The following is a 23,638-nucleotide window of genomic DNA, read 5'->3' on the forward strand; positions in this document are numbered from 1 at the left end:
TTTGTACTTTTAGATTACTATCAATAGACCTGAAATATGTTACCATTTTTTCTCATCGATATATACAATATAAGCTAACTAAGATATAATCAGCAGGTTATCAATCCGACGAATGGACTGGACCATAGACCGAACGGTGTGGTAATTGATTTTCCAGGAATGACTCATGTGCGTCCATATTGGAACACCCTGCCGGGTCATTAAAGGCCACCATTCCCCCAACGAATGATTGACCATTTTATCCATTACAAATCGGTGCACTGTTTCATACGCCCGCCAATATTTTTCATCGCCGAAAATTCGGTAGGCATCTAAAAACCCGATGAGCACTTCGGCGTGTTGCCAGAATTCTTTCTCCCGATCATACACGTTACCACTGTGAGACCCTTCAACGAAAACGCCCCCAAATTCCCAGTCCACGCCGTAATCAACCGCATGAGAAAATGCATTCAGCAGTTGCGTTTGGTAGGTCTTGTGGGGAATCTCCAGCACGTCGAGCGCATAAAGTAGCAACCAGGCAAACTCGGCGTTGTGACCGTAACTGGTATTATCTTCGGCTTCTCGTTTAACACCATCTTCGGTAAAACGATCCCAGCCCCAGATAACATCAAATTTAATTTGGGGAGCCACGCGCCAGTCAGCCCAGAACTGCGGCACACCCGTGCCATAGATTGGGTGCATAATTTTGCCAGTCAGCAGGTCGATTACTTCCAGCAGTTTCCGGCGATGAATCGTCTGGCGGGTACATTCGTACAAACTCGTGAAGGCTTCCATCAGGTGCATGTGGGCATCGAGTGTTTTACGATCTCCCCCCGCTGCGCCCGGTCCTTTCAATGTCCAGTCTCGGTGAAACATCTCAAAATAACCACCGTGGCTCGTATCTGAAGCATATTTCTGTAAGAGATCAAACACTTTTTGGGCATACTCAACCCCACGCGGATCGCCTGTAGACAAGGTGTATTCACTCAGACAATAGACAGCAAAACTTTGTCCGTACACAATTTTCTGATCATTCAGCACCTCTCCTTTTCGGTTCGTCATCCAGTAAAAACCACCGTGTTCAGAGTCCCACATGTGAGCCAGCAGATACTCTACACCATGACGCGCCAACTCAGCCAGAGCTCCCTCGCCATACCCCGCGCGATGCGCCGAGGCATACGTATAAATGGAACGGGTTTGGGCAATGAGTGATTTTTCGTCTTCGCCAGAATCATGTCCGTATTGGTCAAAATGAGTGATAAAGCCACCATTTTCGCGGTCGGCAGTGCGCGCCGTCCAGAAAGGCAGTAACTCGTCGGTCAGGTGTGTGTGTAGTTCCCGGCGATGCTGTAGTAGAGTTTCGTTAGTCATGGAGATGGTAAGTATCACGCAAAGCAAGAATTTCTGACAGGCTGGCCGTACCCGTCTGGTTCAGTTTCTGGACGGTTACGGCAGCCGCCAGATTAGCTATCTGTAGGGCCTCCGCTGGCGTGGCCCTGGCGCCCAAGCAAGCTGCCCAGGTCGCCACAACGGTATCGCCTGCGCCAACCGTATCGAGTTCGTCCCGGAGTGGCAACCCCTCTACCGACTGCATTTCATGGTCATCCAGATACAGAATACCCGCCTGACCGCGTGTAATCAATAGTGGACCGCCACTCGTTTCTCTCAACCTGTTACCATGCCTGATACACCAATACAGGTCTGGTACATCAGGCACGGTAACAGCCAGAAAGTTGGCCAGTTCAGTTGTGTTCACTTTCAGGGTAGCGCCCCGAACCAGCGTTCCGACGTCGCGCATATCAGCCAAAAATCGAACGTTCGGAAAACGGATTATTAGCTCATTGAGCACAGCCACCCGTTTTTTGGTAAATAATGGATTAGCAAACTGTTGATTGACAACCAACACATCAAGTTTCACAAGCGCCTGTTCCAGAGCGGCTATTAGATCTAAAAAAAAGGTGTCGGGAAGTTCATTCGCAATCCCAAAATCAATCCGGTTGGCTTCCCGACCGTCCAGATTAGGCTTGGTATATAGGCAGGTATCCCACCTAGTATCGAGTGTGTGCAGGTGCTGCGTATTCACCCCCAGGGAATTAAACAGGTGCTGCATCTCCCGACCAAACAGGTCATTCCCAACGCAACCCATTACCTGACAATTCAATAGGCCCAGTGCCGTCAGATTCTGAACAACATTGCCTGCTGCTCCAAGGGAGGCTTTGGGATGGCTCCCCCAAAATACGTCCCGATTGGTTTCCAGAGAGCGTTCGCCGGTTTGTGTTTGCAGGGTAAAATATAAATCGAGGGCAAAGTCGCCGATGACGCCTACATTTATGGTTGAAAATCGGTGAAAAAGGGCGTTGATTTCGGAGGTTGTCATGTAGGTCAGGCTCGAATTTAGCTTGAAGCTATAAAACAAGTTCCTGTACGCTGGCTACTCACCAAACTGGCTTTTCCGACTCTTTTCTTGATTTTGCTTTGTATGCAATTACTTTGTCAGGTTATCCAATTAGTTTAGCTTACGTTTAGCAAAAACCCTGTAACCATGAAAAAAAGAACATTCATCCAATTGTCTTCTACGCTACTGGCCACGCCTATATTGTCGCCACTGGTGAGCTGGATAGCCGATGATAAATTAAAAAATTGGGCTGGAAACTACCAGTACAGTACAGACCGGCTGTACCCCGCCAAATCGCTTGAACAGGTGCAGGAGTTCGTCAAAAAAACTAGTAAACTTAAGGTGCTGGGCAGTCGTCACTGCTTCAATGGAATTGCCGATAGCAAAGACAATCTGCTTTCGCTCAAGGCAATGGACGAAGTGATTTCGCTGGATCCAAAGGCACGCACTGTTACGGTTGACGCCAGTATGAAATATGGTCAATTGGCCCCCTATCTTGATAAAAAAGGGTTTGCCTTACATAATCTGGCTTCATTACCTCACATCTCTATCGCTGGAGCCTGTGCTACGGCAACGCATGGCTCGGGCGTGAAAAATGGAAACTTATCAACGGCGGTGGCGGCAATGGAAATCATTACAGCCGCAGGTGAAGTACGAACCTTATCCCGCGCTAAAGACGGCGATACGTTTCGGGCTGCTGTTGTTCATCTGGGAGCGCTTGGCGTTGTTACGAAGGTTACACTCGATATTGAGCCAACCTTTATGATGCGGCAAGATGTGTACGAAAACCTGCCAATGGCGCAACTCAAAGATCACTTTGAGGCTATTGTATCGGGTGGCTACAGCGTTAGCTTGTTCACGGACTGGCAAAAAAATCGCGTCAACGAAGTGTGGATAAAACGACGCATCGATAAAGGTATAAAGCTAGAGGCTAAACCGGAGTATTTTGGTGCGACGTTAGCTAAAAAGAATCTGCACCCTATTGCCGAACTCTCAGCCATAAACTGTACCGAACAGATGGGCGTACCTGGTCCCTGGTACGAGCGTATGCCCCACTTCCGTATGGGCTTTACACCAAGCAGCGGTAAGGAGCTGCAATCAGAATATTTTGTCCCGCGCAAAAACGCAGTCGAAGCTATTTTGGCCGTTGAGCGGCTGCGTGAGCATATAAGCCCGCATCTGATGATTTCTGAATTACGCACCATCGATGCAGACAACCTTTGGATGAGTCCGTGTTATAAACAGCCTAGCCTAACTATTCACTTTACCTGGAAGCAAGACTGGGCTTCTGTCAAAAAGGTGCTGCCAATGATCGAAAAAGAATTGGCTCCCTTCAACCCCCGACCGCACTGGGGAAAGTTATTTACGATGGCTCCGGCACAGCTGCAATCACGCTATGAAAAGTTGCCAGCGTTTAAACAACTGGTTAAAGAGTATGATCCAAAAGGTAAGTTCCGCAACGCTTTCTTAGACTCGACCATTTACGGTAGCTGAGAAACAGTCGTTCTCTACCCCTGTTGTGCTGTTGGTCCAATTTTAATCATTTAGCCGGACCACTGATAAAAGAAACGCAGTAAAGACGCTCCATAAAGGGGCGTCTTTTTTTTGCATTATATCTATATCACTCAATCCGGATAAATTAATTACTAACCGTAAAATAGATATAGCATACGCGCTATTTTTAACCTGAAAAGAGAAAATATAATAATTCTGTCCTTTTCTTTTATTAAGTCTACACAATCTATATATAATTAAAAAATCAGCAATAGGATAATTCATTAGCTGTCAACAAAGGATTTACAAGGTGATTATAGTGGTGTAGATACTTCAGTTCGTGCAGCGGTATGCTAAAACCAACTACTGAAGAAATCTACTTATACAACCTACTCAACTTAGTTATGAAAACGATTTGCAAGTTTACTTATACGGCATTAATTGTACTTTTCTCTGTTAGCTCTATTCAGGCAAATCAACCAAAAATCATTTGGCAAAATGGTCACCTCGTTCTATGGAATAAAATGATTCTAGAGGGTGATGTGGCCTATAACTGGTCGGCTGAAATGGTCTTACTTCGTCAATCCGATGGGCGGTTACATACCTATTCAGCCAATCAGGTTTCCCAGTTTGGCTGGTTTGACATGGACCAGCACAAACGCAGAAATTTCGTTTCCCTCGTAAAACCAATTGATAAGGACCGTACAAATCGGGTGTTTTTGGAGATTTGTGTGGACGGGCCGCTGGCCGTCGTTCGCCGACTACGACAACCGCATGGTTTACTGAAGCGTATGTTTAGCCATCCGTCTTACTCTACCGACCAGCCAATAATGGCGCAGAATCATGACCTCTTCGTTTATTTCGTCTACGATGCGGGCAATTTGTTAGAAATGGATCGGTTTTACTCAGACATTTATCAACCCCTGATGACGACATACGATCATGAATTACGCCAGTATGTACGGGATCATAACATTAATGACCGGACGATACTAGGGCGTCTCGTGCTAATAGACCGCTACAATTCGTTGGTGCAGCATGAGTCAAAAACAGCATCGGCCAAAGGATTTCCTGACGTGATGAACTAGATAATGGAGAAGAAACTGGATTTTCCGAGTTACAGGTTTCAAAAAAGATTGGATCAGCCGTTACCTTTGACGTTCGCCCGGATTGCCGGTCAGGTCACAAAAAGACTAACGTAATGCCTAACTCCAGTACCATCCAACTTGATCTTGCGCCCATTACTCGCCACCTGCGGGCTATGTTTGGTTCACGTTTGCTACTTGCCGCCGTTCATCATCTACATGTATTCGACGAATTAAGCGCGGGTCCGCTCTCGTTATCCGAGATAAGCAACCGACTCCAGTTAAGCGAGCGTCCGGCAATGGTACTGTTTCCTGCGCTCTGCGCGATGGAATTGCTACACTATGACGACGCAGGAAAACTTCGTATCACGGAATTAGGCCGCTATCTGACCCAGGACCAAACGCCTAATCTGACTGGATACACAGGTCTGGAAAAAGATGATTTGGGGGTCCTTGAAATGGTCACTCGACTCAGAAACGACGGGCCTTTAGATGCATCGGAAGGAATTTCGTTTGTAAAAGAAGGTGAAGGTCCCTCTCCAATGGACGATACTAAACTGGCTCGAAAATTCACCCTGGGCCTGGCTGGACGCGCCCGACATCTTTCGCCCATCGTAGCGGCAAATATATCGAAGCGCGAAGGTCATCTGCTCGATGTAGCCGGAGGTACAGGTTTTTATACCTACGAATGGCTACTGAATAACCCTACGTCAACAGCTACTGTGCTGGACCGACCGGCAGTGCTCGCCGTAGCCGCCGAATTGCTGGATGAGTTTAGTCGGAGCGGTCGTCCGGGAGCCGACCGGGTGAAAGCGCGGGTGACATTAGCACCGGGTGATATGCTGACCGATGTAATTCCGCAAACAGATATCTTGTTAGCCGCCAGCCTCTTCCACGATTGGCCGACACCAACCTGCCAAACCTTGGCCAATCGCTTTGCTTCAGCTCTGCGTCCCGGTGGGGAGTTATGGGTACATGATGCATTCCTGAACGATACGCTGGATGGTCCACTTCCCGTTACCGACTATTCGGCCCAGCTATTTTGGGGAACCAAAGGTCGGTGTTACAGCCGGTCCGAATACCGAATCTGGTTCACACAAGCAGGTCTGCAACCGACTTCAGAAAATATTCCGACGCAAATGGACTATGGGTTGATTTGGGCGCGGAAGTAATTCCTCAGGTGTGTTTCACCTCAGATTGCAAGATAAAATCTGAGGTGAAACACCAATCCATCAATGTGCTTTACCGTATGCTTTCTCTCCCACATGGACGGGTGCCGATAACACGTTATTTTTGGGCGGAATTGGGCAGGGGTAGCCCTCCTCATAAGCACAATAGGGATTATAGGCTTTATTAAAATCCAGTGTTACATGGCCATTCTGAATCTCGCCCGTGCGCAAGTCCAGATACCGGCCTCCTCCATAGGTTTCCTTTCCTGATGTAGCATCTTTGAACGGTAGAAACAAATAATCACGGTATTCCGGCAGCCGAATCACATTTAGATTCCGGTAAAGCGTCAACTGCTGTGGTTTGCCATTGAGCATAAAGGACAGTAACGCATAGGATACATGCGGTCTTGTTTTCCCGTTGTAGGTTGGCATCTCAAACGGCTCGGCTTTGGGCGTGAGCTGCACCGTAGCCGTTACGCGATAGGTCGAGTCGGGTGCATAAAACTGCACGTATGATAAATCTCCCTCCTCTTTCACAGGGCCTCCGGCTGATGCCAGCAAATCCTTTTTGTATGTTTCACGATGTTTGGCAAGCTGGTCAGCAAAAGGCGTCTGGGCAATCGCGGCCGTAGTTAGGAAGCCCGTAACCAGCAATAACAAAAAGCGCATACGTAGGTAATTAAATGGAGCGAAACGAGCTATCTGACGACTGCTGTTTCCACCAAAGATACGTAAAAGCCGAGCATGCCGAATCCGCTTTTACTCTATTTTCCTACCTTCGTTAGTGATTAGTCTTACTTCAGTTCCTCCAACTCTACTTTTCTAAAATAGGTCTCCGCCCCTTCCGTTTGGAGCAGGATTTTGCCCTCACTAACACTAGGATTAATGCCCGTAGCAACTGTTACACCATTGACAATATGCGTACAGGTACCATCTTTCGAAATCACTTCTACCCGGTTCCATTCACCGAATGGTTTTTCGGCGTCGCGTTTTTTGGCCATCCGTACCCAGGGACCGGGCTGATTGCGTTTCCCATCGACTTCAATCGTGGTTCCGCCTACCAGCCAGAAATCGCCGACATCGCCTTCCTGAATCTGGCACTCAATACCAACAGGCCAAACCCGATCCTCCGTATGAACTGGTATGTGGTACATGATACCATTATCGCGTTTGGCATTCTCGCGGGGTGGGTAGCGGTTAGCTCCCCATTTAAACTCAACCGTCAGATGATAATTGCGATATATCTTTTCAGTGCATATATAGCCGAACTCCTTACCCGATACATGCAGCAGGCCGTCTTCTACCGTGAATACCTGAGCTGGATCTTCATTTTTTTGCCGTTTTTCAAGAAAAACATACCAGCCAGTCAGGTTTTTACCATTAAAGAGCAGTTGTTTCCCTGGTGGAGTAGCCTTAGCTAAAGGAGCAATCAGGGACAAAAAAAGAATAACAATCGGTCTCATACAAGTTAAAGTGGTTATTTTTCTTGCCCTACTGCTTTGTCAGCGGCCATTGGATTCTGACGAAAAATTTCTTCTAACCTGACAAACAGGTCCGGGTGTTTCTCATGAAGCAGGTCAGGACGTTTGAAGAAATACTCCGATACAACGGCAAAGAATTCGGCTTCGTTGGTGATTCCGTACGGGTTAATATCCGAATGATTGGCTTTAATATCGTGGATGTTTTTATGGATGAGTTGTAGCCAGGGCTTAATGTGGTCTTTCCCAAGAAGATAGTCTGGTGAACCATCAGTAGCGCCATCAGCCTTGTCGAGCAGGTGAACAAATTCATGAATACCCGTATTCCCTTTGCTGGTTTCGTTGGCAAATCCTTCGTGAAGTGCGGGTTTTGACAGCACCATTGTGCTCTGTAAAGCACCGCCCTCACCCACCATTCCCAGAATGTTCCGGTCCTCACCAGTGGTTTGGTAATCTGCGTTGAAGCTGCCTTCATAGAGAAGCACACTGGTCAGCGAATAGGACCAATCATCAAAGCCAAAAATGGGAATTATAGCGCTGCTAGCCACCAGAACCTTATCGAGATCATCAACGGTAGTGCCCACGCCTTCAATTTGGACATGGTGCAGAAAATGATTCACCCGATCTTCAAATAACCTCTTTTTCGGGTCGCTCAGCGACTGATAGTAGGAAACGTGTTCTTGCAATAATTGAGGATAATTGGTTGGCAAGGGCACGGCATCTTGCTGTTTCCGTCGCCAATATCGCCAGCAAAACCAGCCTACTATAAGGACAATTATACTAAGTAGAAAAATCATTTTTTTATTATCTTTTTGTAAGATAAATCCTGATTTACAACTGGTTAACGTTTACCTTTACTTTCGATTCTACGTTAATAAGCGCCTGAATACCGTCGGGTCGAATGGCTATTTTCTGGGGTGTAAACCGAAATGCTTTAATCCCCAGATCGGTCTTCTTACCGGCACTCCCTTTCTCAAACGCTTTATCGATTTCACTAGGCAACTTCGCAATATCATCGCCTAAGGAGATCGTTAGTAAGCTTTCGAGCAGTTTGCGCAGTCCCTCATGCCAAACTGAGTTGGAACTTTTCGACAACACTTTCCACGTCTCGGAATCAAAATCCAGCTTAGTAACCCGTAGTGTATTCGTGAGCGTATCAAATGTAGGGCGCCCCCGCAGGTAAATTGTCCCATCCAGCAGCCCACTAACGTCTGTTTTGACAATTACAGATCGCTGCCCACCATAAACCGACACATTCTTGATGGTAAGGGAGCCAAGCGCGAATTTTTTGTTTTTATCAGTAATGGTCAAGGCTATCATTCGATTGATATCCGCGTAAGGAATAAAGCTCCTTAGGTGTAATTCTGACCGTTGTGAGACTTGCTCCCTTTTCTGCAAAATGGGCAATGGTGTTTTGGCATGTTCCGGCGATTTGGGTTTCAGTTCGGTTTGCGTCTCTAGAGCAATCCGAATATGGGTGGTCAATTGGTTCTTATCACCACTAACCGGACCTGCCGCTATGCTAATGGGTTTAGGTACCAGCCACAGCCCATAGTTCTTGTCAATCAGCAGCGGATTCTGCATATCACGCCAAATGGGTTTTACCATCTGGTCAAGCCGCAAATCGTTGTAAACCGCTGAATCAATGGCTGCTTCAATAGCCGTCTTGTGCCTTTCCAGTATATTTTGAGCCATGTTAGTCAATGAAATTTCTTTACCCAATAGGCGAAATTCAGGCTGAACAAGCCAGTTGTAATCAGTGAATGTTGTATGACTTGCCAGTCGCCAGTTTGGTGTTACAGTCAGTGGAGTTTTGAAATTGACCTGTATAACACAAAATGGCTTTTCGGGTGGTGTCGTGTCTTTGCTGAATGGTTTCGTTAGCCACATCTGCAAAGGAGCCGACAGCTTTATCTGCTCATCGACATACTCGACATGTACCCGGCCCAGGCGCTTTACCCGAAGTGAAACTATACCTTTCACCTTGCCGTCTTTTGACTCTTTACCCACCAGTACGGGGTCAAGCTCCTGGTTAATTTTCTCTTCCAATTCCCTAAGTTGAAACGTAATCGGTCCGGCCACATACGAAATGGTGGAAGGAATAGGTGGGTCAAAACCTTCCGCTTTAGGTGGCTGAGGTTTTATCTTCTGGCACTGTGCCATGAGCAAAATGAATACCAGACTAATTGAGTAATAAAGTAAGGGTGGGAATTTCTTCATCAAAACTGAAAGCAAATAAGCCTTGAAAATAAGGCATCTGCTGAAATTTATCTTCTAATAACCTTCGTTCTTTCCATATGTTTCATTTGCCAGACTCTGCGTCCAACCAGAACAACCAAAGAAGGCTCGCTACTGGCGAGCCTTCTTTGGGTCTAAAACAATTTTTCGTTCGGTGGCTTGACACCTTTCATGCGAATGTAAATAGTGCATTGCCCCCGGTGGTGCGTTTGGTGCTCAAAAGCCTTAGCTAACACCAGTTCACGGGTCATTTCACGCGGTCCCATTTTTACCGTTTCGGCCAGTTGCGCATCGCTTAGCCCTTTAACCGCATCAATCATAAAATCGTAGCTATCCATAACGGTTTTGGTCAGAGCAGTCTTCGTTTTTAGATCGGCCATTTCCTCCATTTTTTTTCCCTGAAACGGATTTGTTTTACCACTGGCAGTAGCTCCAAAGTTATAATTCGCATTGGACAGATGAAGCATTTGCTCGGCAAAACTGCGAATTTCGGGCGTTGGTTTGTACCCCATACCGTCTTCGGGCATAGCGTCTAAATACTCTTTCGTGTATTCCTTAGCCCGTTGCCACTCAGCCATAAGCTGAGCAACTGTTATTAGTGGCTTAGCGGCCTGAACAGCCGAAAATGCCCAGAATAAGCTTACAAGGGCTAGTAGGAATCGTACAGGTAGTTTAGTAATCATTGGTTCATTGATTGGTTAGTGACTAATTGATACATTGACAGTTACCCGCATTCGGTCTAAAAACCCGTTTCTGCGACTATAAATTTTCGTTTATTCCTACAAAAGTTTCGGGAGAGACGAAGCTACTGAGTTTGCTTGCCCGCTACTCCATTTTCGGCTATCTTTCTGCATCAATGTAGCCTATTCGGGCACTATAATTGGCCAAATTCGCGATAAATTTACCATACCGCCGGGTATCGCTGCCGGGTATTGACGCAATGCTGGCACAATCCGACTACCGGAATCAGCCGTTGCCTAATTCCAGCCTGCGTTGACGTGGCAAAATGAATAAATCACATGAATGAAAAACAGCCTCACGGCAACCCCGAACTATTAAAAGAATTACTGGTATATCAAATGCCGTTTGGTAAATACAAAGGGCAGTTGATCAAGGCGTTACCAATAGCATATTTAGAATGGTTCGCGCAGAAAGGTTTCCCGACGGGTAAGCTGGGCATGTTATTACAAACTATGTACGAAATCAGGTTGAACGGCTTAGAGCACTTGCTTATTGAGTTGAGAAAGAACGTGTAAAACGCAGGCTATTTTTTCTCGTCCTCTTTCGGCTTTACCGGCAGCGAGGGAGATTTCCAGAATTCCGTCGTACCATATTTACCTTTGGCAAGTTCACCTCCATACAGTACCGAATTGAGTAAAACCCGATACGTGCCCAGCGGTTGGCCACGCCATTGAGGTCGAAATCCATGCAGAATCACGTGGCCTTTTCCGTGTTGAACATCCAACGAAGCAGCATAACCCTGTAGAAACTTTTCGCCCAACAAATAACCCGACCGCAAGGGCGAACCCGTTAACGCAAATTTGGCTAGTGCCTGCCCTTTAAATCTGTCGAGGGTAGCGAATACCGGACTGTCATCAACAAAAACAGCGGCTCTGGCAGGCATACCGGCCATGACAGGATGTGTAGCGTCAGTCTCTATTTCCAACAAAGAGACACCCGTAAAATAGTCTTTCCGATTAATACCGTCCACCACATTTTTCACCGGCAAATGAAGCGCATCAATGGCATAATCACTGCTTTCGTTCAGGCAAACCAGCGTTCCGCCCTGACTCACAAAATTGTCTAAATTTGCCGCACCCTGCACCCCCAAACCACCTTCGTAAGCGGGAGGCACAGCACCCTTGGCGAAACCATCTTTAATGTTTCTCATTCGGTCAGAAGCAATCAGGATTACATCGAAGCGGTCATTCAGGTTACCAGCCAGAACGTCGGCATTACTGATTGTCGCGAACGGAAATTCAAACTGCTCCAGTACCCAGTGCGTCCAACCTTCATCCATGCTAGCCGTCCAGGGTTTGTATAGCCCAATGCGGGGTTTCACGGCGGCTCCGGCGGCATTTGTTGTAAGTTCAGCCGTAACACCCAATTCTTTTATCCATTGTTCCAGCGTCGCCTTCCCTACCCCGCTGATGGCGTAGCGTTGGTTTTCTTTGTTGAATTTGATGGTTCCCCCCGCTTTTAATGACCGGGCAATTACCTTGAATGAATTGTTTTCGACCGGATTAACCAAGACCACCGTGCCCGAACCCGTCAACCGTCCTTCCGGGGCATTAATCCCCGACGATACCGGGTTTGTATCGAAGCCGATGCCCGCAATAAAATCGGCGGGATTGGCCTCTTTATGAGTATCCGTTTTCCAGTCCTTAGCAGTTCCGCTCACCATCTGAATAGCCCCTTTTAGGTCGGCAGTTAGTGGCGTGGTGGCCGGAATTACGTTCAGTTCAAATTGCAACGGCAGTGTCCAACCGGCGGCATCATACGGTTGTTCGGGTGGACCGCCGGGAAATTCACGCAAATCGGGATATGACTGCACATCGAGGAGTTGTTTTGTCAGCTCGCCAAACTCCTGATTCATTGGAATCACCCAAGTACCTTTTAGGTAAGTTCGGCCTTCGAACGCAACATCTTTAGTCAACTGACCGATGCGAATTCCGTGAAAAGCCAGCCGACGCAGGAGTTCCACCGGTCGCACAGGATCGCGTTGTTTTTGCGGAATAAAATAAGCGTAAGGCGGCTCCTGTTCATATTTCTTGATCGTGTTACGCCCCGACTGATAGCGATTGTACAAGAGCACATCACCATATTTGGCGGCATAATCTAGGGTAGCCAGCGAAGCCGTTTGCATATAGGCGATCGCATCACCGATGCGCCACCAGCCACCCAACCACGGACTCGAATACAAGGATTCAATCCGAAATTCATTTTTGTCTTGCGGAAAATCGCGAACCGTATAAAAGTGGGGCGTGGCGTAATTATATAAAGCTGTTTCTGTCCAGAATGCGGGGATATTTTGCAGAACGGGCATGTAATCAATGTAGCCAGGATACCACGCATCGAAGCCCGTACCCATGTGCGTAGCTCCTTTCTGCCCGTTACTTTCCAATGCCTGTGCCATCGCCATGCCGATCATATTCACCTCGCGGGCAATAATGGGTGGCGTTTGAGAAGCAATTGGTTCAGCAAAGGGCGGCAACCAAATTCGTGATGGGAAAGGCGATGTCTGGTGATGGACAAAAATAATGTTCGGCTCCCATTCACGCCATGTACGAGTTACCACACGCGACTCAATCATGTTGAGCATGTAGGCGTCGCGGTTGTTATCATGCCCAACGTACTTCTGATACAAAAATGGCAATGGGGCCACTTCATAAGGCGTACCCACGTTCGACTTATACCAATCACTTACCATTGTCTGCCCATCAGGATTGAGCGAGGGCCACAATAGAAGAACAACGTTATCTAGGATATTCTTAATTTTGGGGTCGTCGGCTTTGCTGAGCATTTCATAGGCCAACGAAATAGTGTGTTGAGCACCAGCCACTTCCGAAGCGTGCAACCCGCCGTCAATATGGACCAGCGGTTTGCCTTCCAGCGAAAGTTTTTTGGCTTCCTCATCCGACAGGCCCGCCGGATGCGCTAGTCGTTGCGCAATGGCCCGGTACTTATCAATATTATCCAGGTTCTTTTTAGAAGAAATCAACGCAAAATACCAGGGTCGTCCTTCCGACGTTTCGCCCACGTAAACCAGTTTCATCAGGTCGCTGGCTTCGTCGAGTTTCTCAAAGTATTTTAGGGATTGTTCATACGTAGCAAGCTTAAAATCAGCACCAACCGGAAAACCGAGTGTCTCTTCCGGTTTAGGAATCGCTTTTTGCTGCGCGACAGCCAGCAAATTCATTAACAGAAAAGCCCCGACCAGAAGCAGTGATTTACCTATCCTAAATAGAAAGGCTGACTTTAAAAAACACAAACGAATAGGTAAAAGAGTCACCATGCAGTTCAGTAGTTTCGACGAGAGAGGAGTTTGCTTATATTAACATAGTGGGCATTTGTTCACTTGGCGGCACACCCATTCTTGCCAAAAATACTACACAAGGAATAATTTAAGCAATTCTATTCGGCGATATAGTTTTAATGCAATAGAAAATATGGATTTTCATTATATAAGCTTACACATAGTGCCATTTTGCAGGTCAATTACAAAATGTATTATCCTCATTCACAAGCTGATTGAGTCTGGAATAAGTCTATTGAATAATGGTTCAGCATTTTGTCGTTTGCAAGATTGCCTATATAAACACCCCTGAATTCTTTCCACACACAGTATGGAAAACACAAAAAAGCCGCCCCAAATACGCATGTAGCGAAAAAATGTAAGATTGAGAATCTTTAAACTTCTAATGTTGCGTAAACGGTAAGTGCTTCCAGTCAACGCCAGCCGGACCTTTGGGGGTACTTGTCTCTATACTGGGCAGCCCGTTATGGCCGGGATTAGATTCGGGCATTTCGGCCAAAGTTTTCTTCGAGAAGGCTAACAGATTTACACTAGCCCACGAGTGGTCTAAAACATTGCTATCTAAGACTCCGCTAAACTGTAGCTTTCGGTCAGCATTCGTCTGTCGCACTAGGTGTTTATCCAGGGTTTGTTGCCAGGGACGAGCCATAGTAGCCGATACAACATCCCCTGCACCCATGATACTGCTATGCTCTTCATACGTGGTTCCATAAGCCCACTCCTCCCCGCCAGGGCCACGAGGATGGTTTAACATGAGCACATGCCCAATTTCGTGCACCGCCGTGATCTGCTGAAAACGAACCATATGAAAGTGGTCTTTGAAGCTAATGCTTCGCCAGGAAGGCTGTTGATTCAAATCTACCTGACTAAGCATGCCACTGCGCCATTCCGGGCTTGCATAAGAGCGAAACGAGTCTGACGTCTTGACGCAGCCGAATCGAAAATGAACCGGGTTTCCAGCGGGCGTGTCAACCACTTGAATGGACAAGCTGCAACCAATGCGGGATGGGTCGATGCGGTTTACTGACCAAGGATCGCTGTAGGCATACCAGGGCTGAGTAGGCATAAGCACTAATTTGTGATTCCAGAATCGCTCAATCGTCGAAGCGAAGCGTTGCCGAAAACTAGTCCATTCCCCATCACTCCACGTTTGTAGGTTGACCGTACCGAACTGGTTACGCAGAATCCCGTTGTGGATATAGCTGAAGGCATCAAACGAATGGCTATCTGGTTCTATTCTAACCAGTTCCAGGCGTATCTGCAAGGTGAGTCGTAATAGGGAGCCATAGGGCATAACGGGCTCTAAAATTGAATCCCAACGCTTTCCTTTCGCCGACGTAATAATGTCCATATACGTGATTCCTAGCCGATAGATCGATTGAGGTACTATCTGGTGAGGAAGGAATATAGAAAGCATCTTTCCTCATACAGTTGTAAAGAAGCAGAAAATCAGTCCGTATCGATGGTTGGATTTATTGATCGGCAACAAAAAAGTAATATGAGTTATCTACCCCAAGGTCCAGCAATAAATTGTTTGTTTTGTTAGAGGTTAGCACGAAGTTTATCTGTATTTTAAAGGTGCTTATCCTACCCACACGCCATAAGCAGCCGGTGCTTTTTTTATCCTGCCCGGTTCGTATGTCGACGTAACCGCTTCACAGATGCTCATCCGGATCTCCCTGATGAGAGCCATGTCTTTGGCGACGTGGGCTTACGGATTACAACCGGGGCGCCAGAGCGACAAGAGAACCTCTGTGCTGATTGTGAGCAGATGTACCTGCAAATTCAGCGAAAAAGCATAGTCAATGCCCAGACAAGGCATGAGATACCACTTATAAGAAAATGTTTTGCCAACGGATTGAGCGAGCATTTTCGGGGCCGCCCGGCGGTCATATTACGATGCGGTTTCCTAAGCAAATTCATGTCCTTACCGAAGCGGGTTTTCTTATTAAAATTGTATTGTTTTTACTGGCTTATACTCTCTAAACAGACTTGTCTCATACAATTCAGATTATATAACAAATTCAGAACAGATCAAATTGCTTTCCCTTTATCCCATAACTACCTTACCAAAAACTTATTATTTATGACAATAAATTTACATCACCAGCCAAATGGCCGCTTTTTCCTGTTACATCCCTTCCGCTGGCTCATCTATAGACTTCTTTCATTTATTGTTGTCAGTTTACTACTATCTACCTTAACTACCGCTCAGATTAATGGACCGATCTGCGATACCTATACGAACAAGACTACGGCTAATGGCTTAGGGGATGATCTGGTTCGTTGCGTGTTTGTCGTAGGCAACACGGTATATGCGGGTACAAACGGCGGGTTGGGTATTTCCATTGACGGTGGTAACACCTTCACAAATAGAACGACTACCAATGGGCTAGGCAGTAATGGCGTGATTAATGTGTATGTAACTGGCAACACAATCTATGCGGCTACATTTGAGGGATTGAGCATTTCCACTGACGGAGGTAATACGTTCATCAACAAAACTATCGCCAACGGCTTAGGAGATAATCCAGTACTTGGTGTCTATGCGCTAGGTAACACCGTTTATGCCGCGGCATACGGTGGATTGAGCATTTCCACTGATGGGGGTAACACGTTTATTAACTACACTACCGCTAACGGTTTAGGAGACGATTATGTGACTAATGTGTATGCAACTAGTAGTACGGTCTACGCTGCTACAGCTAAAGGGTTATCATTCTGCACAGTAAACCCTCTGCCTGTCACGCTTACCTATTTCACTGGTCATATGACCGGTGCAGGTGCATTACTGAAATGGGAAACTAGCCACGAAGCGAATAGTGCTTTTTTTCGTATTGAACGAAGCCGTAACGCCATCAATTTTGACACTATCGGTAAGGTGCCTTCCCAAGCAGCCGATGGGAGTTCCTTTAGTCCTCACAGCTATTCGTTCATCGACGCTACTCCTTTATCTGGCACTAATTACTATCGTTTAGTACAAATTGATCAGGACAGTACCCAAAACCCTAGCCGAATTATTGCTTTGTCGGAGGGAGAGGTTATACCAACGCTGTATCCAAACCCGGTTCCCATATCAGGCGAAGTTTTATTCAACCCAGCTGTTGCCTGCGAGCAATATCAACTTACAGATGTTCAAGGTAGAGTCGTCAAGCAAGACCTCAAACCAAGTATATTGAGTAGCTTATCAATGATTGGTTTACCCGCGGGGGTTTATAGATTGACATCTAAGTCAACGGTTAAGCTCTTCAATTACCAAATCGTAGTTCAACCATAAAAAAATTCAACTAATTAAACGTACGAACGATCGCCACATCCTAAATTAGGCCGCGTTGCCTACTACGTAAATCCTCACAGCAGCATAGAACGACCCATTCTCCGAACTCTATGAGGATTTGTTGAGTATTTTGGTCTAGACTGGTTCAGCGTCAAAGGTGATACGATTCGCGAATTCAGATAACGGCGGCTTTTTTAGCCATTAAGCGGGCAAAACTTGACCGGCTCGTTTTAGCCATTGGTTGTTCATTAAGCCAACCATCGAGTCGACACAAATTGATCGTCGTTGCCGTCTAAACGTGCTGAAGGTGGGTTTTAGATAAACCAATATAGTGGGAGTGACGTAAACCAAATACACGAATGCCCTGCGATATAACCCGCCCGTCGCTGATACGCTAACTGGTAGGCTGACGATCCCGGCTGCGGGCGGCTACCAAAGTCTGATGCTGATGAGAAGTCCGAAGATTGACGACTCGTAGCTTACCGCGCGTACACTTAGCCTAAAGGGTACAGGCTAAACAAGTTTTCCGGGAAAATTTGATAACGACCCGTTGGTGCCCTTTCTCAATGGTCTTTGACCAAGATTTACTAGGTAGACCTTATGGACAGATGGCTTCGTTAGTCGGCCAGTTCAACTTGAAATCAGTAGCGGCAAAACCCTCACCAGTTTGAGCCTGCCGCTTGCCACTGGATATCAAGCCGCGCCGGACCCAGAAAATCAATCTTGTATTGCTCTTGGCTATCCAGCAGGGTGGTTGCATCTATGTAGCCTATATCGACCAAGTGAGTAGTCGGCAAAAGTGCTTTATTGCGCAGGCCTTGATGGATAGTTGGCAAAGCTAATAAATTAGAACAGGTTCCGCTGATGGTCACTACTTGTGTAATCAACCGGGTCGCCGGAGCGTTGAGGCTGATCGTCTTCGCAGGTTTCAGTCAGGTGTACTTTATAGCCTACCTAGGAGTTCGTATTTTTACGACTATAATGGGCTTTTAAATCATAAGGTGAACTAATGAAGCGAGCAGATGGGGGTAATTCACCTTCTTTTTCGGTTTGCCAGTGTACCCGATCCTTAGTAATTCCGTTGCTTCTTGTTCCTCACTTGTATCCCAATCGAAGCAAATACTTGCCTCATTAATCTAACAACCTGATTGTCAATATACAAAAAAGCCGTCCCTCAATACGGGGACGGCTTTCGCGTTTTCTTAACCTAAACTAAAGTCCATTTTTATCTATGATGCATGTTACGGGCTTGATTACATACACCCTATATTACTTTTAATTGCCTCCTTTCACCCTATTTTGCTCGGCTGATGTAGCTGAATTACGCTGGCGTTCATTCTTAACATTTTGGTTACCAAAGCGATAGGTAAAGGTTAACGCAACCCGGCGGCTCTCCCAACGTGACCCTACGCGGAAGTCAATATCCTGAACCACAGCCCGGCCATTGAAATGATTCAGCCAGAAGGGGTCATTTACATTCAGTTTCAGGCTACCCTTCCCATCCATAACTTTCTTCTGCACCCCTATACTGAAGGCACCCATTGGCTTAGCGCGGTAGAAACCATATTGCGAGGCCGAATTATACCAGGCCGATACCTCGGCAGACATGGTTTTGCTCAGGGTGAAATTGTTGGACGAATACAGATTGTAAGCCACTAATTTTACTTGGTAGGGAGTTCCAGAGTAAAACGTTTGGTAATTTTGGTAATAGGTGCTTATGTTATTCTGCATCCGCCACCACTTTGTAATAGGTACTGGGAAGCTAAGATTCAGGCTTATGTTATCTAAATGTCCCTGGTTTTCGGGCGTTATATACGTGATGTTTTCAGCAGCAATCTGGCGGGGCGTTTCCTGATTAATAAAATCCGTTGTGCGGCTATAACCGAGTGTTGTTGTAAAGGCATTCTTATAAACGTGCGTCAGTTCAACTGAATTGGTGTATTGAGGCCGTAGAAATGGGTTCCCTTTTTGATAGGTATAAGGGTCTAAGTAGAATACGAACGGATTAAGATTCTGGTAATCAGGGCGATCTATCCGGCGACTATACGACAGGTTCAATACATTGTTTGTATCTAGCTGACGCGACAGGAACAAGGTCGGGAACAGGTTCAGGTAATTGCGGTCAACTGTTTGATTGAGCGTGACCGATGTACCCGTCGAATGCGTGTGCTCGGCTCGTAACCCTGCCTGTATTTTTAGATTCTTGCCCAGTTTGCCTGCGTAGTTAATGTAAGCCGCGTTGATATTTTCGTTGTATTTGAACTGGTTGGAGCGACTAGCGTCGGGCAGCCACAACCGGGTCTCTTGTAGGAGGGTATCATAAATGGTGTTGTTGTCGGCGTTCACGAAACTGCTTTTTAGTCCTGTTTCCAGCTTGCTACCATTTTTCAGTGGGTGTACATAATCGGTCTTGAAAGCCAGAATATTAATGACAGATGGCATGTTATTACGCACATCCTGGTTCGGGCGATTCAGGGTGTTATTGGGGTTGTAGTAGGTAGTGCTCAGGTTATTGTTATTATGCCCACCGTAGTGAACATAGTCAGCATCAACGGTCCACTCGTGGCCTTTTCCATCAAAATCATACTTGTAATTGACATTACCTGTCACGTTCGACATGAACTCACGAGCGTCGGTTTTAGTCGTTGGCCTGCTGGTAAGCTGGTGGTTTTCATCGCTAATGAACGTATTATTCTGACCTGCTGACTGCCAGTTGTTAGAGAAACCATTGAACAGGACACCAATTGTACTTTTTTGATTGATAAAATAATCCAGACCGGCTTTGTACGAGTGATTTTCAGCCTGATTCGGACGAAACGAGTATTGGTCAAAGTAAGTCGTGTGTCCGTTATAAGGGATGGCCCGGTTAATTTCGTTGCTTTGTGCACTCTGCCGGTTCACATAGCTATAGTTACCAAACAAGTTGAGTTTGCCTTCGCGGTGGTTCAGATTCAGCGATGTATTGAACTTCGGCAAGTCCTTGCGGGACCCGGCTAAGTTGTTCACCCAGCCGTAGCCAGAACCGATAATGAAGGTTCCGTTGGTACCGAAATTCTTGTTTTTCTTCATCTTGATGTTGATAATCCCCGAATTACCAGCCGCATCGTATTTAGAGCCGGGATTGGTGATAATCTCGATTGACGCAATGTTGTCACTGGGGGTATTTTTAAGCAAATTCGATACTTCCTGTTGCGAGAGGTAGGTTTGTTTGCCGTCGATGTAAACGATTACGCCCGATTTTCCCTTCAACTGAATCTGATCGTTTTGGCGGTCGATGGTCACACCAGGCGCTTTCTCCAGCACTTCGAGGGCAGTACTACCACTGGCTACAATGCTGTTTTCAACGTTCATAACTGTCCGATCTACCTGTTGCTCGATGAATGGCTTCTGCGCAACTACTTTCACTTCGGTCAGATTTTTGGTTTCATCGCTCATCGTTAGTGCAGGTAATTCAACCGCAGGATGGGCTTCATCTACCGCGAACGGTGCACTATACGTTTTGCGATATCCTATCTGTTGAGCCGCTATTAGGTAGTTGCCTGCACCAACATTTTCGAAAGCATATTTTCCATCAGTATCGCTGATAGCGCCCTTCACCAGAGTAGAGTCTTTTGCTTTCAGGAGCATCATCGTCGTGAACTCGAGCGGTTTTCCTGTTACAGATCCCACTTGCCCGTGTACGGTACCTCGTGTCAGGACCTGCCCAAACGCCGTTGATAGCGTAAGCAGAGTAAAAATGGATAAGGGTAAAATCGTTTTCATACTATTGGACTTTTCAGGAGGTTGCTCTTTGTTATTCTAAAGTACATGGCAAAGGTAGGTAGTGGGCATCACAAAGTACCTGTTCTTACACAAGCGGTCTGAATGGCAGGATAAGCGGATTTTAACGTGGGAGGATTATATTGAAGAATAATTTTGTAGAAAGACACAGGCGAAAAACAGAACGTTGCATGGAGTTGCTGTTTTTAATCGTATTTTTCAGCCCCTCTCAGTAAACTTATTTATGGCTGTACTACATGTGCTTTGGGCATTACTGAACATAAGCTTAGGGGGCGTCTTATGTGTTGTCTTTTTTCAAAACTTCCGACAGTTTGCCAAGCGGTTCGGCTTTTTGCCCAGTGCGCTACTATTTTTAGTCATGCTGTCTATGTGTCAGTAACCTTCTAAAAAAGGCCAGCAGAAAACAGACTTGGGTGTTTATAAAAGTATAATTTGTTTACCTATTTCTAAACTCGACGGGTTCCATACCCAGACTATTCAACTATTGGATCTGCCCACCTTTCACCTTACCCAGTATATATCGATTAGTTCAGAAAGCACTACTGACTCTGCCCAACTTACCAGCTTTGTCGATATGAGTGGCTTCACTGGTGGTGTTAGCTGGTCACCCCGGCGTACATCGGTTGATATTCTTTCTGACCAGCGTATTCATTATTCGGCGGTTGACTTAGTGGAGTGGCGACTACTCAATTTTCTTATTTACAGCCAGCTGCAGAATTTTAAGGGTGATTCGTCACTAGATAGCCTGAAGAATTCCTGACAGTTTTCCAGCGATAGTATTACCCTGGTCTGACTTATAATTTTACCCCCACGGCCCATACGCTGGCATCGGGTCCCTTCCCTGTCCGGAATGGGCTGTTAGGTTCGTAGCGGAAAAACAGTTTAGATGTGCCCCGGAAGCCCAGTTCGGTCGTTAGTCCCCAGCGCACCTGATTCAGATTGTAGGAACCGTGCGTGCGGACAGCCGAGCCACTTTCGGGTTTAACTTTGGTATAACTATCCAATCGAATCCCGGCATAAGCTCCCACACTCAGCGTCAGGCCCGACCGAAAGGCCATGTTCAGCATAACGGGCAGGTTGAGCTGCGCAGTTACGAGTTTAGATTTACGCAAATCAGCGTCAGCCTGTTCAATCTCAAGTTGGCCGTTGTGGTTAACCAATGTATTCCGATCCGTAAACATAAAATTGTTCCAGGCGACTTCGGGGCCAGTTACCAACCGAAATTTAGTAGGCCCGTTCACCGAAAGTGGAATGCGTTTTTGCCAGCCTAAAGCTATAAAGCGCGATCCAATAGGTCGAAAATCGTAGCCCGTCGGCAGTGAGCCACTGAGATTATTGACACCCACGTAGATACTGAAATCGGAGGTGATGTGTTCGATGGTTTTGGTTGGCCGGGTCATCGAATCGGTAGTGATGGTAACGGTGGTTGTTTGTGCGAACGAAGCAATCGAAGCAGCAAGTAGGGTTGACGTTAGGAGGTGTTTGACCGTTTTCATGGCTGTAATCAAAAGTAGGGTTTAGGAAAATTCACGTTGTCTTTTCTTACGATTGTATTCCTTGTGTTAGTTGATAGGAAGATGTAAGAGTAGTGGGGTCAGGTTGCATGATGATAAAAAGAAAATGCTGCTCATCCTCTTTTTATTGGATGAACAGCATTTAATGTATTGAAAATCAATGATTTATACTTATCATTAATTTTATGGTTTACACTCGTTTAGCGTATAAACCATTACGCTGGACGTAGCTTTCAATAAGTTCACCATCAATTCGCAATGTGAAGCACCTACGCCAACAACAATACGCTTCGATATTGTACCTACCAGTTTATTTTCATAAGGCAATAAAAATGCCCGACCGTTGGGCCGAGCACTTTTTGGTTGGATAAAGCGAATTTTCTTTTAGGGCATTAGCACTGTGTCAATTACATGAATCACCCCATTTGACTGATTTACGTCGGGAATCGTAACCATGGCGGTACCGCCTTTGGCATCAGTCAATTGAATTTTATTGCCTTTCTGCATGGCCGTCAGCGTACCACCCGATGCGGTTTTTAGCATGGCTTTACCACCACCATCTGAAATAGCTTTCATCAGGTCGGCAGCACTCATTTTACCCGGCACAACGTGGTAGGTCAAAATACCCGTCAGCGTTTCTTTATTTTCTGGTTTTACCAGCGTTTCAACAGTGCCTTTAGGCAGTTTGTCGAAAGCTTTGTTTGTAGGAGCAAACACCGTAAATGGGCCAGGGCTCGAAAGTGTTTCAACCAATCCAGCCGCTTTAACAGCAGCGACAAGTGTAGTATGATCTTTAGAATTCACCGCGTTCTCAACGATATTTTTCGACGGATACATTGGTGCACCACCTACCATTACAGTTTTTTCCTGAGCGAACGAAACTTGGCTAAGAGCCGATAAAGCAATTAGTGAAAAAATAAATTTTAACGTCTTCATGTTGTTCTTTCTTATTAGTTGAATTTTGTACTGAACGAGTTAACTACCTGTGTCGATCAACGTGAAGACTTACGGCAGGTCTGTAGCGTTTGGATTTAATTAATTTAAAAATATTTATAGATATTTATAAATATCTGGTAACCAGATATTTATAAATATCTATAAGCGTCTCACAAAAGTGTTTATAAAAAGACAGACCGCTGGGTAGCTACCCAGCGGTCTGTCTTTCAGGAAGGTGATATGGAGGAAGATGTAGA

Annotated in this window: 20 protein-coding genes; 6 read left to right on the forward strand and 14 right to left on the reverse strand. The window is 46.1% G+C overall.

What is annotated here, in order from left to right; genetic code table 11:
• Positions 1-78: 78 nt before the first annotated feature.
• Both ACFS25_RS23525 and ACFS25_RS23530 read right to left on the reverse strand, forming a co-directional pair.
• On the reverse strand, positions 79-1,350 hold the full coding sequence (locus tag ACFS25_RS23525; RefSeq protein WP_381505885.1) for an AGE family epimerase/isomerase: 1,272 nt from the start codon (positions 1,348-1,350) through the stop codon (positions 79-81).
• Positions 1,343-2,356, reverse strand: a complete 1,014-nt coding sequence (locus tag ACFS25_RS23530) for a bifunctional heptose 7-phosphate kinase/heptose 1-phosphate adenyltransferase (protein WP_381505887.1) — start codon at positions 2,354-2,356, stop codon at positions 1,343-1,345. The genes ACFS25_RS23525 and ACFS25_RS23530 overlap by 8 nt, the downstream gene beginning before the upstream one ends.
• 165 nt (positions 2,357-2,521) lie before the next feature.
• Here ACFS25_RS23530 and ACFS25_RS23535 point away from each other — a divergent pair, with 165 nt between their 5' ends.
• From ACFS25_RS23535 to ACFS25_RS23545, 3 genes are all read left to right on the forward strand, one after another.
• A complete protein-coding gene (locus ACFS25_RS23535) occupies positions 2,522-3,868 on the forward strand; it encodes a D-arabinono-1,4-lactone oxidase (protein WP_381505889.1) in 1,347 nt (448 codons plus the stop codon).
• 404 nt (positions 3,869-4,272) lie between these two features.
• Positions 4,273-4,956, forward strand: a complete 684-nt coding sequence (locus tag ACFS25_RS23540) for a hypothetical protein (RefSeq protein ID WP_381505891.1) — start codon at positions 4,273-4,275, stop codon at positions 4,954-4,956.
• Between the two features lie 113 nt (positions 4,957-5,069).
• The gene (locus ACFS25_RS23545) at positions 5,070-6,125 is read left to right on the forward strand and encodes a methyltransferase (RefSeq protein ID WP_381505893.1); all 1,056 of its coding nucleotides are present in this window, start codon (positions 5,070-5,072) and stop codon (positions 6,123-6,125) included.
• 60 nt (positions 6,126-6,185) lie between these two features.
• Here ACFS25_RS23545 and ACFS25_RS23550 read toward each other — a convergent pair whose 3' ends face one another.
• From ACFS25_RS23550 to ACFS25_RS23570, 5 genes are all read right to left on the reverse strand, one after another.
• Positions 6,186-6,791, reverse strand: a complete 606-nt coding sequence (locus ACFS25_RS23550) for a DUF1684 domain-containing protein (RefSeq protein WP_381505894.1) — start codon at positions 6,789-6,791, stop codon at positions 6,186-6,188.
• 125 nt (positions 6,792-6,916) lie between these two features.
• Positions 6,917-7,585 carry a 3-keto-disaccharide hydrolase gene (locus tag ACFS25_RS23555; RefSeq protein WP_381505897.1) on the reverse strand — a complete coding sequence of 223 codons (669 nt, stop codon included), beginning with the start codon at positions 7,583-7,585 and terminating at the stop codon, positions 6,917-6,919.
• Positions 7,586-7,599: 14 nt separating this feature from the next.
• On the reverse strand, positions 7,600-8,397 hold the full coding sequence (locus ACFS25_RS23560) for a M90 family metallopeptidase (protein WP_381505900.1): 798 nt from the start codon (positions 8,395-8,397) through the stop codon (positions 7,600-7,602).
• Positions 8,398-8,431: 34 nt separating this feature from the next.
• Complete coding sequence (locus ACFS25_RS23565; RefSeq protein ID WP_381505901.1) at positions 8,432-9,820, reverse strand: DUF4403 family protein; 1,389 nt, start codon at positions 9,818-9,820, stop codon at positions 8,432-8,434.
• A 152-nt stretch (positions 9,821-9,972) separates the two neighbouring features.
• Positions 9,973-10,521, reverse strand: coding sequence for a DinB family protein (locus tag ACFS25_RS23570; protein ID WP_381505903.1), 549 nt, complete (start codon positions 10,519-10,521; stop codon positions 9,973-9,975).
• Between the two features lie 336 nt (positions 10,522-10,857).
• Between ACFS25_RS23570 and ACFS25_RS23575 the strand changes: the two genes are divergently transcribed.
• Entirely contained in the window at positions 10,858-11,094 is a 237-nt protein-coding gene (locus ACFS25_RS23575; protein WP_381505905.1) for a DUF3820 family protein, read from the forward strand.
• A gap of 8 nt (positions 11,095-11,102) precedes the next feature.
• Here ACFS25_RS23575 and ACFS25_RS23580 read toward each other — a convergent pair whose 3' ends face one another.
• The 3 genes from ACFS25_RS23580 to ACFS25_RS23590 form a co-directional block, all read right to left on the reverse strand.
• Positions 11,103-13,853, reverse strand: a complete 2,751-nt coding sequence (locus ACFS25_RS23580; protein ID WP_381505907.1) for a M14 family metallopeptidase — start codon at positions 13,851-13,853, stop codon at positions 11,103-11,105.
• 403 nt (positions 13,854-14,256) lie between these two features.
• Complete coding sequence (locus ACFS25_RS23585; RefSeq protein WP_381505909.1) at positions 14,257-15,291, reverse strand: hypothetical protein; 1,035 nt, start codon at positions 15,289-15,291, stop codon at positions 14,257-14,259.
• 294 nt (positions 15,292-15,585) lie between these two features.
• A complete protein-coding gene (locus tag ACFS25_RS23590) occupies positions 15,586-15,744 on the reverse strand; it encodes a hypothetical protein (RefSeq protein WP_381505911.1) in 159 nt (52 codons plus the stop codon).
• 216 nt (positions 15,745-15,960) lie between these two features.
• Here ACFS25_RS23590 and ACFS25_RS23595 point away from each other — a divergent pair, with 216 nt between their 5' ends.
• Positions 15,961-17,151 carry a hypothetical protein gene (locus ACFS25_RS23595; RefSeq protein WP_381505913.1) on the forward strand — a complete coding sequence of 397 codons (1,191 nt, stop codon included), beginning with the start codon at positions 15,961-15,963 and terminating at the stop codon, positions 17,149-17,151.
• A 659-nt stretch (positions 17,152-17,810) separates the two neighbouring features.
• On the opposite strand, the gene ACFS25_RS23600 is transcribed toward ACFS25_RS23595, so the two are convergent.
• Both ACFS25_RS23600 and ACFS25_RS23605 read right to left on the reverse strand, forming a co-directional pair.
• Positions 17,811-17,987, reverse strand: coding sequence for a hypothetical protein (locus ACFS25_RS23600; protein ID WP_381505915.1), 177 nt, complete (start codon positions 17,985-17,987; stop codon positions 17,811-17,813).
• Between the two features lie 439 nt (positions 17,988-18,426).
• On the reverse strand, positions 18,427-20,913 hold the full coding sequence (locus ACFS25_RS23605; RefSeq protein ID WP_381505917.1) for a TonB-dependent receptor domain-containing protein: 2,487 nt from the start codon (positions 20,911-20,913) through the stop codon (positions 18,427-18,429).
• Between the two features lie 502 nt (positions 20,914-21,415).
• On the opposite strand from ACFS25_RS23605, the gene ACFS25_RS23610 reads away from it, so the two are divergent.
• A complete protein-coding gene (locus tag ACFS25_RS23610) occupies positions 21,416-21,691 on the forward strand; it encodes a hypothetical protein (RefSeq protein WP_381505919.1) in 276 nt (91 codons plus the stop codon).
• A gap of 34 nt (positions 21,692-21,725) precedes the next feature.
• On the opposite strand, the gene ACFS25_RS23615 is transcribed toward ACFS25_RS23610, so the two are convergent.
• Complete coding sequence (locus tag ACFS25_RS23615; protein ID WP_381505922.1) at positions 21,726-22,427, reverse strand: outer membrane beta-barrel protein; 702 nt, start codon at positions 22,425-22,427, stop codon at positions 21,726-21,728.
• A gap of 402 nt (positions 22,428-22,829) precedes the next feature.
• Entirely contained in the window at positions 22,830-23,381 is a 552-nt protein-coding gene (locus tag ACFS25_RS23620; protein WP_381505924.1) for a fasciclin domain-containing protein, read from the reverse strand.
• Positions 23,382-23,638: the final 257 nt, after the last annotated feature.

The organism is Spirosoma flavum (assembly GCF_042686045.1).
Taxonomy (GTDB): Bacteria; Bacteroidota; Bacteroidia; order Cytophagales; family Spirosomataceae; genus Spirosoma; species Spirosoma flavum.

Bases quoted from the DNA above. Each gene is read 5' to 3' on its own strand.
- ACFS25_RS23570 (WP_381505903.1), bottom strand. From the start codon at position 10,521: ATGATTACTAAACTACCTGTACGATTCCTACTAGCCCTTGTAAGCTTA.
- ACFS25_RS23545 (WP_381505893.1), top strand. From the start codon at position 5,070: ATGCCTAACTCCAGTACCATCCAACTTGATCTTGCGCCCATTACTCGC.
- ACFS25_RS23620 (WP_381505924.1), bottom strand. From the start codon at position 23,381: ATGAAGACGTTAAAATTTATTTTTTCACTAATTGCTTTATCGGCTCTT.
- ACFS25_RS23535 (WP_381505889.1), top strand. From the start codon at position 2,522: ATGAAAAAAAGAACATTCATCCAATTGTCTTCTACGCTACTGGCCACG.
- ACFS25_RS23615 (WP_381505922.1), bottom strand. From the start codon at position 22,427: ATGAAAACGGTCAAACACCTCCTAACGTCAACCCTACTTGCTGCTTCG.
- ACFS25_RS23580 (WP_381505907.1), bottom strand. From the start codon at position 13,853: ATGGTGACTCTTTTACCTATTCGTTTGTGTTTTTTAAAGTCAGCCTTT.
- ACFS25_RS23585 (WP_381505909.1), bottom strand. From the start codon at position 15,291: ATGCTTTCTATATTCCTTCCTCACCAGATAGTACCTCAATCGATCTAT.
- ACFS25_RS23560 (WP_381505900.1), bottom strand. From the start codon at position 8,397: ATGATTTTTCTACTTAGTATAATTGTCCTTATAGTAGGCTGGTTTTGC.
- ACFS25_RS23530 (WP_381505887.1), bottom strand. From the start codon at position 2,356: ATGACAACCTCCGAAATCAACGCCCTTTTTCACCGATTTTCAACCATA.
- ACFS25_RS23550 (WP_381505894.1), bottom strand. From the start codon at position 6,791: ATGCGCTTTTTGTTATTGCTGGTTACGGGCTTCCTAACTACGGCCGCG.
- ACFS25_RS23595 (WP_381505913.1), top strand. From the start codon at position 15,961: ATGACAATAAATTTACATCACCAGCCAAATGGCCGCTTTTTCCTGTTA.
- ACFS25_RS23605 (WP_381505917.1), bottom strand. From the start codon at position 20,913: ATGAAAACGATTTTACCCTTATCCATTTTTACTCTGCTTACGCTATCA.
- ACFS25_RS23575 (WP_381505905.1), top strand. From the start codon at position 10,858: ATGAATGAAAAACAGCCTCACGGCAACCCCGAACTATTAAAAGAATTA.
- ACFS25_RS23540 (WP_381505891.1), top strand. From the start codon at position 4,273: ATGAAAACGATTTGCAAGTTTACTTATACGGCATTAATTGTACTTTTC.
- ACFS25_RS23590 (WP_381505911.1), bottom strand. From the start codon at position 15,744: ATGCTCGCTCAATCCGTTGGCAAAACATTTTCTTATAAGTGGTATCTC.
- ACFS25_RS23565 (WP_381505901.1), bottom strand. From the start codon at position 9,820: ATGAAGAAATTCCCACCCTTACTTTATTACTCAATTAGTCTGGTATTC.
- ACFS25_RS23555 (WP_381505897.1), bottom strand. From the start codon at position 7,585: ATGAGACCGATTGTTATTCTTTTTTTGTCCCTGATTGCTCCTTTAGCT.
- ACFS25_RS23525 (WP_381505885.1), bottom strand. From the start codon at position 1,350: ATGACTAACGAAACTCTACTACAGCATCGCCGGGAACTACACACACAC.